The sequence below is a fragment of the Geobacillus lituanicus genome, assembly GCF_050994965.1.
Taxonomy (GTDB): Bacteria; Bacillota; Bacilli; order Bacillales; family Anoxybacillaceae; genus Geobacillus; species Geobacillus stearothermophilus.
Genome location: NZ_CP194773.1, coordinates 1578563 through 1591574 on the forward strand (window position 1 = coordinate 1578563; position 13012 = coordinate 1591574).

The 13012-nt window shown below is 57.0% G+C and carries 11 protein-coding genes and 1 pseudogene; 11 read left to right on the forward strand and 1 reads right to left on the reverse strand.

Features of this window, described 5'->3' with window-relative positions; translation table 11 throughout:
• The first annotated feature begins 8 nt into the window (after window positions 1-8).
• The 9 genes and pseudogenes from spoVK to ACR1UW_RS08015 all read left to right on the forward strand — a co-directional run bounded on the left by spoVK (window position 9) and on the right by ACR1UW_RS08015 (window position 9522).
• A complete protein-coding gene (gene spoVK, locus ACR1UW_RS07975; RefSeq protein ID WP_033012147.1) occupies window positions 9-941 on the forward strand; it encodes a stage V sporulation protein K in 933 nt (310 codons plus the stop codon).
• Between the two features lie 166 nt (window positions 942-1107).
• On the forward strand, window positions 1108-2682 hold the full coding sequence (locus ACR1UW_RS07980; protein ID WP_094239916.1) for a fatty acid--CoA ligase: 1575 nt from the start codon (window positions 1108-1110) through the stop codon (window positions 2680-2682).
• A gap of 25 nt (window positions 2683-2707) precedes the next feature.
• Window positions 2708-3853: an acyl-CoA dehydrogenase family protein gene (locus ACR1UW_RS07985; protein ID WP_498935206.1), complete on the forward strand. Its 1146-nt coding sequence runs from the start codon at window positions 2708-2710 to the stop codon at window positions 3851-3853.
• A gap of 15 nt (window positions 3854-3868) precedes the next feature.
• Window positions 3869-4942, forward strand: a complete 1074-nt coding sequence (locus ACR1UW_RS07990; RefSeq protein ID WP_160269185.1) for a CaiB/BaiF CoA transferase family protein — start codon at window positions 3869-3871, stop codon at window positions 4940-4942.
• A 3-nt stretch (window positions 4943-4945) separates the two neighbouring features.
• Window positions 4946-6565, forward strand: a complete 1620-nt coding sequence (locus ACR1UW_RS07995) for a long-chain fatty acid--CoA ligase (RefSeq protein ID WP_498935208.1) — start codon at window positions 4946-4948, stop codon at window positions 6563-6565.
• 14 nt (window positions 6566-6579) lie between these two features.
• Window positions 6580-6660, forward strand: a pseudogene (locus ACR1UW_RS08000) (3-hydroxyacyl-CoA dehydrogenase NAD-binding domain-containing protein); the annotation flags it as partial.
• Window positions 6661-6674: 14 nt separating this feature from the next.
• The gene (locus ACR1UW_RS08005; protein ID WP_498935210.1) at window positions 6675-7826 is read left to right on the forward strand and encodes a thiolase family protein; all 1152 of its coding nucleotides are present in this window, start codon (window positions 6675-6677) and stop codon (window positions 7824-7826) included.
• A 149-nt stretch (window positions 7827-7975) separates the two neighbouring features.
• Window positions 7976-8545, forward strand: coding sequence for a Uma2 family endonuclease (locus tag ACR1UW_RS08010; RefSeq protein ID WP_094239920.1), 570 nt, complete (start codon window positions 7976-7978; stop codon window positions 8543-8545).
• A 98-nt stretch (window positions 8546-8643) separates the two neighbouring features.
• Window positions 8644-9522 (forward strand): DMT family transporter, encoded by an 879-nt coding sequence (locus ACR1UW_RS08015; protein ID WP_063330726.1) that lies wholly within the window; start codon window positions 8644-8646, stop codon window positions 9520-9522.
• Window positions 9523-9641: 119 nt separating this feature from the next.
• On the opposite strand, the gene ACR1UW_RS08020 is transcribed toward ACR1UW_RS08015, so the two are convergent.
• On the reverse strand, window positions 9642-10259 hold the full coding sequence (locus ACR1UW_RS08020) for a trimeric intracellular cation channel family protein (protein ID WP_498935213.1): 618 nt from the start codon (window positions 10257-10259) through the stop codon (window positions 9642-9644).
• Window positions 10260-10418: 159 nt separating this feature from the next.
• Here ACR1UW_RS08020 and hflX point away from each other — a divergent pair, with 159 nt between their 5' ends.
• Window positions 10419-11666, forward strand: a complete 1248-nt coding sequence (gene hflX / locus ACR1UW_RS08025) for a GTPase HflX (RefSeq protein WP_033010132.1) — start codon at window positions 10419-10421, stop codon at window positions 11664-11666.
• Between the two features lie 13 nt (window positions 11667-11679).
• On the forward strand, window positions 11680-12951 hold the full coding sequence (locus ACR1UW_RS08030; protein ID WP_033010131.1) for a methionine gamma-lyase family protein: 1272 nt from the start codon (window positions 11680-11682) through the stop codon (window positions 12949-12951).
• Window positions 12952-13012 lie beyond the last annotated feature (61 nt).

A 13012-nucleotide genomic window follows, 5' to 3' on the forward strand; every position in this document is an offset into this window, starting at 1 on the left:
GACGCCCTTTGTCGGAATTGACGATGAACAAGGCGAAAGGGCAAATTAATATTGTGCTCAATTCGAAAACGGTCAACCATTTAGTAAAAGACGAGCGGAACGATTGGCTCGACGGCGAAGAGCATCAGGCGCTTCGCAACATCCAGAAAGAACTTGACCAATTGATCGGGCTCGATCATGTCAAAAAAATTGTCAAGGAAATTTACGCCTGGTTGTACATTAACCGGATGCGCAAAGAAAACGGCTTAAAAGCGAACCGCCAGGCGCTCCATATGATTTTTAAAGGCAATCCCGGCACGGGAAAAACGACGGTGGCGCGCCTGCTCGGCAAACTGTTTTTTGAGATGAACGTCCTGTCGAAAGGACACTTTATTGAGGCTGAGCGGGCCGATTTGGTGGGGGAATATATCGGGCATACGGCGAGCAAAACGCGCGATTTGATCAAAAAAGCACGCGGCGGCATTTTGTTTATCGATGAGGCGTATTCGCTCGCCCGCGGCGGGGAAAAAGACTTTGGCAAGGAAGCGATCGATACGCTTGTGAAAGGAATGGAAGACTATTGCGACGATTTGGTCGTCATTTTAGCCGGCTATCCGAAAGAAATGGACTATTTTTTATCGTTGAACCCAGGGTTGCCGTCGCGCTTTCCGCTGACGATCGAGTTTCCGGACTATACCGTCGAAGAGCTCGTGCAAATCGCCAAACAAATGCTGCGTGAGCGCGAATACGACATGACGCCGGAAGCCGAGCGGAAACTGTACGTCCACCTCGAGGGGACGCTTGAGACCGCCGGACGCCTCAAATTCAGCAACGGCCGCTATGTGCGCAATTTGATCGAAAAAGCGATCCGCAAGCAGGCGGTCCGTCTTCTGCACGAAGGGCGCTATGACAAAAAAGAGCTGATGACGATCCGCGACCGCGATTTCGTCTTCCATGCGTAAAACGAAAGGGGTCTCCTTTTCGTTTTTTTTGTGCCGTAAAAAGAGGAATGCCGGCCAAAAGAGCGAATACATAAACAACGGGGGCATATGCACTAAATTATTTGAATTGTCTGTCTATGGGATCCGCCCGCCCTCTGTCGAGACACGAAAAAGGGGGAGAAGGCGTTTGTACGTGACGATTGGAGAGATGTTTTCCCAAACAGTGCGAAAGTTTCCGGACCGGGAAGCGGTTGTCGAAGTGGCGACCGGGCGCCGCTATACGTACGCCGAATGGGAGCGGGAGGTCAACCGGTGGGCGAATGCGTTTCAGGAAGCCGGCGTGCGCAAAGGCGACCGCGTCTCCACCGTTTTGTACAACACGCTTGAATTGGCCACCGCGCTGTTTGCCTGCGCCAAAATCGGCGCCGTGTTCAATCCGATCAACTTCCGGTTGAAAGCGGAAGAAATCGCCTATATTTTGACGGACGCCGAGCCGAAAATCGTCCTGTTTGAACGGGCGGTTGAGCGGGAGCTGGCCGCGATTCATGATCGTTTTCCGCACATCGCCTTTTGGTCGATCGATCGCGATCCGCCGCCGTTTGCCAAAAGCGCCCATGAACAGGCGGAGCGGGCCCGGGAGGAAGCGCCGTCCGTTCGGGTGGAAGAGGGTGATTTGTACGCCATTATGTATACAAGCGGCACAACGGGACGTCCAAAAGGAGTGATGCACCGTCACCGCGACATGATCGAGCAAAGCGTCCTTTGCCATGGGGTGATGCGCATCCGCGAGACGGACCGCGGACTGGCGGCAGCGCCTCTGTTCCATTGCGCCGAGCTGCATTGCTGCTTGCTGCCGCGCGTGCACGCCGGAGCGGCGAGCGTCATTTTGCACCATTTTGATGCCAGGCTCGTGCTCGAAACGATTGAGCGGGAGCGGATTACGGTTTTATTCGGCGCCCCGACGATGTGGAACATGATCCTTCAGGAAAATGTAAGCGATTACGACTTGTCGTCGCTCCGTCTTGGCTTGTACGGCGCCGCTCCGATGGCCCCGGCGCTTGTCAGACAATGCCAAGAGCGGCTTGGCATCGGGCTCGTGCAAGCGTACGGCATGACGGAAATGGGACCGGCGGTGACGTTTTTGCTTGAAGATGAGCAGCTCAAGAAACCGGGTTCCGCTGGGCGCGCCTGCCTGAACCATGAAATCCGCGTCGTCCGTGCGCGTGAGGACGGGCCGTCCGACCCGGACGAGGTGCTGCCGCCATATGAAGTCGGCGAAATTGTGATGCGCGGGCCGTGCATGATGGCCGGCTACTACAAGCGCGAGGAAGCGACGGAAAAAGCGCTGTACAAAGGCTGGTATCATTCGGGTGATCTCGGCTACCTTGATGAAGACGGCTACTTGTATGTCGCCGACCGTGTCGATGACATGGTGATCAGCGGCGGGGAAAACGTCTATCCGCGCGAAGTCGAGGACGTGTTGTACGAACATCCGAAAGTGCTTGATGCCGCCGTGCTCGGCGAGCCGGACGAGCTGTGGGGCGAAAAGGTCGTTGCGTTTGTCGTCAAAAAGGACATCAGCCTCACCGCCGATGAGCTCGAGCAGTTTTGCAAGACGAGCGACCGCCTCGCTCCCTATAAGCGGCCGCGCGCCTACTATTTCGTTGACGCCTTGCCGCGCAACGCGAGCGGCAAAATTCAAAAGTTTTTGCTGCGCGAACAGCTGAAAAAACAGGCGACGGGCGGAACAGAGAAAAAGTGACCGAACAGAAGAGAGGGATGAACGGGTGACGGCTCGCTATTTGCGTGAGGAGCACCATATGTTCCGCGCGGCGTTTCGCAAGTTTTTGGAAAAAGAAGCGTACCCGCATTATAACGATTGGGAGAAGCGCGGCATCATTCCGCGTTCGTTTTGGGCGAAGATGGGCGAGAACGGCTTTCTTTGCCCGTGGGTCGATGAAGCGTATGGGGGGCTAAACGCCGATTTTGCCTATTCGGTTGTCATCAATGAAGAACTAGAAAAAGTTGGATCGAGCCTCGTCGGCATCGGCTTGCACAACGACATTGTCACGCCGTATATCGCATCGTACGGAACGGAGGAGCAAAAACAAAAATGGCTGCCGAAATGCGTCAGCGGCGAGCTCATTACGGCGATCGCCATGACTGAGCCGGGCGCCGGTTCGGATTTGGCGAACATTTCAACGACGGCCATTAAAGAGGGCGATTATTACATCGTCAACGGGCAAAAAACGTTTATCACGAACGGCATTCATGCCGACTTGATCGTTGTCGCCTGCAAAACCGACCCGCACACGAAACCGCCGCACCGCGGCATCAGCTTACTTGTCGTCGAGCGCGACACACCGGGGTTTACGCGCGGCCGGAAACTTGAAAAAGTCGGGCTGCACGCTCAAGATACCGCCGAGCTGTTTTTCCAGGATGCGAAAGTGCCGGCACATAACTTGCTTGGCGAGGAAGGAAAAGGATTTTACTACTTGATGGAAAAGCTCCAGCAAGAGCGGTTGGTCGTCGCCATCGCCGCCCAAACGGCAGCGGAAGTGATGTTCTCCTTGACCAAACAATACGTGAAACAGCGGTCCGCATTCGGCAGGCGGGTGAGCGAGTTTCAAACCGTTCAGTTCCGCCTTGCCGAAATGGCGACCGAAATCGCCCTCGGGCGCACGTTTGTCGACCGTGTCATCGAGGAGCATATAGCGGGAAAACAGATCGTCACGGAAGTGTCGATGGCGAAATGGTGGATCACCGAGATGGCGAAACGCGTCGCCGCCGAGGCGATGCAGCTGCACGGCGGCTACGGCTATATGGAGGAGTACGAGATCGCCCGGCGCTATCGCGATATTCCGGTCAGCGCCATCTACGCCGGGACGAACGAGATGATGAAAACGATCATCGCCCGGCAATTAGACTTGTAGAAAGAGGGGGTCGCGGTGCTGGACGGCATTGTTGTACTTGATTTTTCCCATTACTTGCCCGGTCCGTTTGCGAGCTGGCGCCTTGCGCAGCTCGGGGCGGACGTTATCAAAATCGAGCCGCCGTCCGGCGACCGGCTGCGCCCGTTCGCCGGGGGCCGGCTGTTTGCCGCCTACAACGCCGGCAAAAAAAGCGTTGCGTTAAATTTAAAGACGGAAGAAGGACGAGACCAAGCCCGGCGGCTCGCCGCCCGCGCCGACGTGTTGATCGAAAGCTTCCGGCCCGGGGTGATGGCGCGGCTTGGGCTCGGCTACGACGACGTGCGCCGCGACAACGAACGGATCATTTACTGCTCGATCAGCGGCTTTGGCCAACAGAGCGGGCGCTCGCTGCTCGGAAGCCATGATTTAAACTACATGGCGCTCTCCGGCTTGTTGGCGCAGCTCGCCGATGAACGCGGCCGCCCGGTTCACCCGAAAGCGACGCTGGCCGATTTTATCGGCGGCATGGCGGCGGCCGAACGCATTTTGGCAGCGCTGTTTGCCCGTGAGAAAACAGGGGCCGGCGCGCATTTAGACGTTTCGCTTGTCGATGGTTTGGCGTCGATGATGGCCGGCCACTTTGCCATTGAACACGGCGGCGGACCGAAGACCGGTCTTTCTGAGTTGTCTGGGGAGGTGGTGTGCTACCAGCTGTATGAGACAAAAGACGGCCGCTACATGAGTTTGGCGGCGCTCGAGCCGCACTTTTGGCGGCAATTTTGCGAAGCGGTCGGCCATCTGGAATGGATTGCGGCGCAATGGGCGCCGGCGCGGCCGGGAGAAGCGGTATATGATGGGCTTGTCGCCTTGTTCCGTGAAAAGACATTGGATGAGTGGATCGCGTTCGCCGAGACGGTCGACGCCTGCCTTGCCCCGGTGCTGGAGACGGGTGAGGCGAAGACGCTGTTTGCTGACGGCCGGCTCCGCCATCTCGTCCGGCTGCGGCCGGATGGCGCGTGGACGGCGGCGCATGGGCCGGACGGCCAATGGGGCGGCGGGGAGCCGCCTAAAGTCAATGAACATGCGCATTTGGTAAAGGGGGAGGAATGACCGATGATGAAAACACCGTTAAACATTTCCATGATGCTTGAGCGGGCGGAGTTGTTTTTCCCAAAAAAGCAAGTCGTTTCGCGCATGAAAGGAGGCGTCGTCCGCCATACATACAAGGAGATCGGCGAGCGGACGCGGCGGTTGTCAAGCGTATTGAAACAGCTCGGCGTCGAGGTCGGCGACCGCGTCGGCACGTTCGCGTGGAACCATCACCGCCATTTGGAAGCGTATTTTGCCATTCCCGGCATTGGAGCGGTGCTCCATACGATCAACATCCGCCTCTCCGCGCAGCATATCGCGTACATCATCAATCATGCCGATGACCGCGTCCTGCTGATTGATGACGATTTGCTGCCGGCGATTGAAGCGGTGAAAGACGAGATCCCGAACGTGCGCGCTTTCATTATCATGACTGATAAGGATGAGCTGCCGGACACGACGCTGTCGCCGGTGTACCATTACGAGAAGCTGCTCGCGGACGGCGATCCAACATTCCCGTTTTTAAAAGATCTCGATGAATACCAACCGGCCGGTATGTGCTATACGTCGGCGACAACGGGTAATCCGAAAGGGGTCGTCTATACGCACCGCAGCACCGTTCTGCATGCGATGGTGCTCGGGCTGGCTGATACGCAAGGGCTGTGCGAACGCGACGTCATCATGCCGGTCGTACCGATGTTCCATGTCAACGCCTGGGGGCTGCCGTTTGCCGCCACGTGGTTCGGTTCGACGATCGTCATGCCGGGGCCGGCGTTTACGCCGAAAGTGCTTGCCGAGCTCATTGACGCCGAACGGGTGACGATCACCGCCGGCGTGCCGACGATTTGGCTTGGGCTTTTGCAAGAATTGGAGAAAGGAAACTACGATGTCAGCAGCTTAACGCGCGTCATTTGCGGCGGTTCAGCCGCGCCGAAAGGGATCATCCGCGCGTTTGAAGAAAAATACGGCATTCCGTTCATTCACGCGTACGGCATGACGGAGACGAGTCCGCTGGTGCTCGTCTCGCGCCCGAAAAGCTATCAAGACGGGCTGTCGTACGAGGAGAAACTGGATATTCGCGCCAAACAAGGGTTGCTTGCGCCAGGGCTTGAGATGAAAGTGATCGGCCAAAACGGCCCAGTCCGTTGGGACGGCCAGGAAATGGGCGAGCTTTGCCTGCGCGGGCCGTGGATCGCCGCCGAATATTACAACGATGAGCGCACGAAAGACTCGTTCCGCGACGGCTGGCTCCATACCGGCGATGTCGTCACCATCGACGAAGAAGGGTTTGTGAAAATCGTCGACCGGACGAAAGATGTCATTAAAAGCGGCGGCGAATGGATTTCATCGGTCGATTTGGAGAATGCGCTCATGGCCCATGAGGCGGTGTTCGAAGCGGCGGTCGTCGCTGTGCCGCATCCGAAATGGCAAGAGCGCCCGATTGCCTGCGTCGTGCTGAAAGAAGGCAAAAGTGTGACGAAGGAAGAGCTGTACGACTTTTTGCGCCCGCAATTTACGAAATGGTGGCTGCCGGATGACATTGTGTTTCTCGATGAAATTCCGAAAACGAGCGTCGGCAAGTTTTTAAAGCGGAAGCTGCGCGATGAGATGGCGGCGCGCTATGCCGACGCGGCAACGGAGTAAAGGAGGCGGACACCGTGGCAGACACCATTGCGGTCATCGGCGCCGGGGTGATGGGAAGCGGCATCGCGCAAACGGCGGCGATGGCGGGAAAAACAACAAGGGGGAGAAAATGGTGCGTGAAGCAGTCATTGTCGAAGCGGTCAGGACGCCGGTCGGCAAGCGCAACGGCGTTTTCCGCGATGTTCATCCGGTGCATCTCGCTGCGGCCGTGCTCGATGAAGTCGTGCGCCGGGCGGGCATTGAAAAGCGGATGGTTGAAGACATCGTCATGGGCTGCGTGACGCCGATCGCCGAACAAGGATACAACATCGGCCGGCTCGCGGCGCTCGAAGCCGGCTTTCCGGTCGAAGTGCCGGCCGTGCAAATCAACCGGATGTGCGGCTCGGGGCAGCAGGCGATTCATTTCGCCGCCCAGGAAATCCGCTCCGGCGATATGGATGTTACGATCGCCGCCGGAGTCGAGAGCATGACGAAAGTGCCGATTTTAAGCGATGGCAACGAACGGACGATTCCGCCGTCGCTGCATGAAAAATACGAATTCATCCACCAAGGCGTCTCGGCTGAGCGGATCGCCAAAAAATACGGCCTGACGCGCGCGGAGCTCGACGCCTACGCGTACGAAAGCCATCAGCGTGCCTTGGCGGCGTTGCGCGAAGGGAAGTTTCGCGCCGAAATCGTCCCGGTGAAAGGGCTGGACCGCGACGGCCGCGAGATTCTCGTCGCCGATGACGAAGGGCCGCGGGCCGATACGTCGCCGGAAGCGCTCGCCGCGCTCAAGCCGGTGTTTCAAGAAGACGGCGTCATCACTGCCGGCAATGCGAGCCAAATGAGCGACGGGGCGGCCGCTGTTTTGCTGATGGAGCGGGAGGCGGCGAGGCGGCTTGGGCTCACGCCGAAAGCGCGCATCGTCGCGCAGACGGTCGTCGGCTCCGACCCGACGTATATGCTCGATGGCGTCATCCCGGCGACGAGGCAAGTATTGAAAAAAGCCGGCCTCACGATCGACGATATCGACCTTATTGAAATCAATGAAGCGTTCGCCCCGGTCGTGCTCGCTTGGCAAAAGGAAATCGGCGCTCCGCTTGAGAAGGTGAATGTCAACGGCGGCGCCATTGCGCTTGGCCATCCGCTCGGCGCCACTGGTGCGAAGCTCATGACATCGCTCGTTCATGAACTGGAACGGCGCGGCGGCCGCTATGGGCTATTGACGATTTGCATCGGCCACGGAATGGCGACGGCGACGATCATCAAGCGGGAGTAAGGGCAACGTGCGAAAAAACATTTGTGTGACACACACTCGACAGCGGTGGCGGCCGCTGTTTTTTCTGTCATGACGAGAAAATAAAAATATGGGACGGAACTGGAGCGATGTGATAAGATGAAAGAAAAGCAAGTGAAAGGGGAAGCGCAGTGCAGAAGGAGAAGCCGTTTTACACGTATCACGACATTGAACATTGGGAAGGAAATTGGGAACTGATCGATGGCGTTCCCTATTTATTGGCGTCTCCGTCGTTTGAGCACCAGTATGTGGTCGGACAACTGCACCTTGCATTGGCTTCGTATTTTCAGACGCGCGGCTGTCATGTTATTCTTGCCCCGTTTAATGTTCAGCTTGATCCTGAAGAGCCGGAACGGATGGCGAAAACGGTTGTTCAGCCGGATTTATCAGTCGTTTGTCGGGTTGAGCAAATCGGGAATCGGCGAATGAAAGGGGCTCCCGATCTCGTTGTGGAAGTGCTGTCGCCAAGCACCGCCCTGCGCGATCGAAACCAGAAATACTATTTATACGAAAAATATGGGGTGCATGAATATTGGATGGTAGACCCCAGCAATCGAACGATCGAAGTGCTCAGCTGGCAAGATGGACGATTCGAGCAGCGAGCGGTTTTCGGGCCAAGCGATGAGCTGGTTTCGTTTTGGCAACCGGATTTGACGGTTCCGCTCGCCCCTGTGTTTCCTCCGGAAGAAAGCGACGTCTAGCTGATCGAGCACCGTCTTGTTTGGCTGTTAGCTCTGAAAATAACGGCTTTGCTTTTGGAGTCAGCAGCAGAAAGAAGAACGCAAAGGGGATCGATGCCATGAAACAACCTGTTCTTGCTTCCTTGTATTTATCGCTTGCTGCCAGCATTTGGGGCGGGATGTACGTCGTGAGCAAATACGTGTTGGACTACATTCCGCCGTTTACGCTTGTCTGGCTGCGCTACGCCGTCGCCTTGATTGTGCTTGGTGCCATCGCCGCGGCGAAACGGGAGCGCCCGCCAAAGAGCGGGCGCGACTGGGGGATGGTCATCGCAATCGGAATCATCGGCTATGTCGTTTCCATTTCGTTGCAGTTTGTCGGCACAAAATGGTCGAACGCCCATACCGCTTCCCTCATCACCGCCTCGACGCCGGCGTTTGTCGTTTTGTTTGCCCGCTGGCTGCTTGGCGAGACGCTCACATGGCGGAAAATGGCTGCGCTGCTACTGGCGACAGCGGGTGTCATCGTCATCGTCGGCCTCGGGGGCAGCGAGGAGTCGACGTTCGCCGGAAATATAGCGTTAGTCGGCGCGGCAGTGACATGGGCGCTGTTGTCGGTGCTGGTGAAAATGACGGCGGCTCGCCTGTCCGTGTTTTCGGTCACTACGTATGCCATTTTTGTGGCATTCATTGGCATGACCCCGATGATGCTTGCCGAAGGGCCGGGGCTTGCTGCAAGCCATTGGAGCGTTCCCGTCGCCCTTGGGGTGTTGTATCTTGGCGTTGTATCGACAGCGGGGGCATTTTTTCTTTGGAACAAAGGGATGGAAATGATTGACGCCGGCGTCGGCTCGCTCTTTTTCTTTTTCCAGCCGCTCGTCGGCTCGCTCTTTGGCTGGCTGTTTTTACAAGAGCAACTTGATGTCTCGTTTTGGCTCGGCGGGGCGCTCATTGTTGCCGGAGTGGCAGTGGCGGTGCGAAGCGGGCAAAGTGCGTAAGGAATGCAGCGGCAAATGAAATGACCGGTAAAAAAGAAAAATGGTAAAGCTTTGAATTGCATCTATTATCAAAGCGAGGAGCCGTCTCTCTTTTCGTACGAATCAATTTTGCCGTTTTATCATGGCTCGCCCGCTTTTTCCCCAACCGCCCGGCGCGGCAGCTTCCAACCGTATGTGTAGGACAAAATGCGCAAAGCGGCGACGGCGATAAACAGCATATACAGCTCTACGGGCGAATCCATCCATTTCAACCCGACGGCAAGGCCGGCCAAAATCGCCCAGGCGGCGTAAATCTCCGCATGCAGCACGAGCGGCTTCCGTCCGGCGAGCACATCGCGGATGATGCCGCCGCCGCTGCCGGTCAACACCGCGGCGACGATGACCGCACTTAACGGATGCCCCATTTTCGCCGCATACAGCGCTCCTTGAATGGCGAACGCCGACAGCCCGAGGGCGTCAAAAAAGTTGCCCCACCGCTTCCACGGCGGAAGCATTTGCTTTGGGAACAAATACACAACTGTCATGGCCGCCAAAGCGACAAGAAAGAGCGGCTCTTGTTCCCATAACGCCGACACGGGAACCCCGATCAGCAAATTGCGCACCGCCCCGCCGCCAAAGGCGGTGACGATTCCCAAAATGTACACCCCAAGCAAATCGTACTCCTCTTCCATCGCGACGATCGCCCCGCTAATGGCAAAGGCGATCGTGCCGATGATGCTCAATACTTCCCACGTCATTCTTGCTGTTCCTTTCCGTGCGTTGTTCTTGTATCATTGTAGAGGCAAAAGCGGCGGAAAATCAATCATTTTTTTGGAACGAACTAGCAGAACGATGATGGGATTTGGTATCATGAACGTAGAGAACATGTTCGCCGCGAGGAAAGGAAGGGGGATGCCATGACCCGTGAACAAGCCATTATCGTCGGCTGTCAGCTGGCTGGTGTAGACGACGGACGGTTCCGCTATTCGATGGAAGAGCTCGCGTCGCTCGTGGCGACGGCAAACGGCGAAGTGGTTGCCGAACTGGCGCAAAAACGCGAAGCGCCGCATCCGGCGACGTATATCGGCAAAGGAAAAACGGAAGAGCTCGCGGCCCTTGTCAAGGAGCTCGAACCGGATCTTGTCGTTTTCAACAGCGAGCTTTCCCCAAGCCAGGCGCGCAATTTGACAAACCTGCTTGGCGAGGTGAAAGTCCTTGACCGGACGCAGCTCATTTTAGACATTTTTGCCCAGCGCGCCCGCTCAAAAGAAGGAAAGCTGCAAGTCGAGCTCGCCCAGCTCGAATATATGCTGCCGCGCCTTAGCGGCCAAGGGGAGGCGCTGTCTCGCTTGGGCGGCGGCATCGGCACGCGCGGGCCGGGGGAGACGAAGCTTGAGACCGACCGCCGCCATATTCGCCGCCGCATTGACGACATTAAAGCGGAACTGCGGCGCGTCGCCGAGCACCGCGGGCGGTACCGCGAGCGCCGGCAAAAAAACCGAGCCTTTCAAGTGGCGCTCGTCGGCTATACGAACGCCGGCAAGTCGACGATTTTCAACCGGCTGACCGCCGCCGATTCGTTCGAGGAAAACTTGCTGTTTGCCACGCTTGATCCGCTGACGCGCAAATGCGTCTTGCCATGCGGCTATACGGTGCTTGTCACCGATACGGTCGGGTTCATTCAAGACTTGCCGACGACGCTTATCGCCGCATTCCGCTCGACGCTCGAGGAAGTGACGGAAGCCGATTTGTTGCTTCACGTCGTCGATTCGTCTCATCCGGATTACGTTGCGCACGAGCGAACGGTGTTGCGGCTGCTCACTGAATTAGGGGCTTCTTCCATTCCGATGGCCACGGTGTACAATAAAAGCGATCAAAAAGCGTCGGAATTCATTCCGACAACGACTGCTTCCATCATGATCAGCGCGCTTTCCGCGGCTGACATTGACCGGCTTCGTTATTTTCTTGAAGAAGCGGTGAAACAGCAGATGGTTCATTATGACGTATCGATCCCGAGCGGGGAAGGAAAACTGCTCGCCCAGCTAAAATCGGACACCATTTTGCACGAATGGCATTATAATGAACAGGGGGGCACGTACGACTGTCAAGGGTACGTGCTGCCAGCGCACCCCTTGTATGGGGAATTGCAATCATTCCAACGGTAGAAAGGGTTCATCGATGTTTTGGACACAATGGAAACATGGGGAAATGATCGCTGCACTCGTTGAGGAAGTCGAACGGCAAATTGCGCCGATCCATCGGCGCATCGACCGGATTGTCGATGCGAACCAATATCGCGTGCTCGACAGTTTCCGCCGCCACCAAGTGAGCGACGGGCATTTCATTCCGTCGACCGGGTATGGCTATGACGATATCGGCCGCGATACGCTTGACCGCATTTACGCCGACGTATTCGGGGCGGAAGCGGGGCTTGTGCGCCCGCAAATCATCTCCGGCACGCACGCGATTGCCATCGCTTTGTTCGGCGTTTTGCGCCCGGGCGATGAACTGCTTTACATCACCGGCGCTCCGTACGATACGCTTGAGGAAATCGTTGGCATCCGCGGCCGCGGCGTCGGCTCGCTGAAAGAGTTCGGCATCCGCTACCGGAGCGTGCCGCTGGCGGAGGACGGTTCCGTTGACTTTCAAGCCGTTCGCGGCGCGCTCCACGAGCGGACGAAAATGATCGGCATTCAGCGCTCGCGCGGTTATGCGACACGTCCGTCGTTTACGGTGGATGAAATCGCGGAAATGATCGCTTTTGTCAAAGCGATTAAACCCGACGTCGTCGTGTTTGTCGACAACTGCTACGGCGAGTTTGTGGAGGAGAAAGAGCCGTGCCATGTCGGCGCCGATTTGATGGCTGGCTCGCTCATTAAAAACCCGGGCGGGGGCTTGGCGAAAACGGGCGGCTATATTGTCGGAAAGCAAAAATACGTCGAAGCATGCGCTTACCGGATGACCTCGCCGGGCATCGGAGCGGAAGTCGGTCCGTCACTGTATGCGTTGCCGGAGATGTACCAAGGGTTTTTCCTCGCCCCTCACATTGTCGGCCAGGCGCTCAAAGGAGCGGTGTTTACGGCGGCGATGCTCGAGCGGATCGGACTAAAAACCTCGCCATCGTGGAAGGCGAAGCGCACGGATTTGGTTCAGTCCGTCCGTTTTGACGATCCGGAACAAATGGTGGCGTTTTGCCAAGCGATTCAGGCTTCCTCCCCGGTCAACGCTCATTTCACTCCGTATCCGAGCGACATGCCCGGCTATGAAGACAAAGTGATCATGGCCGCCGGCACGTTCGTGCAGGGCGCGAGCATCGAGCTGACGGCAGACGGGCCGCTGCGGCCCCCATATGTCGCCTACGTGCAAGGCGGGCTGACGTATTCACACGTCAAAATCGCCATTTGTTCAGCCGTCCACCGTCTGCTTGAGCAACAGCTCATTTGTTTGTGAGAAAATATGACGCATCATTGACTGTTTTCTTGACATTATGGTAAAATGAAGGTATCAAAAG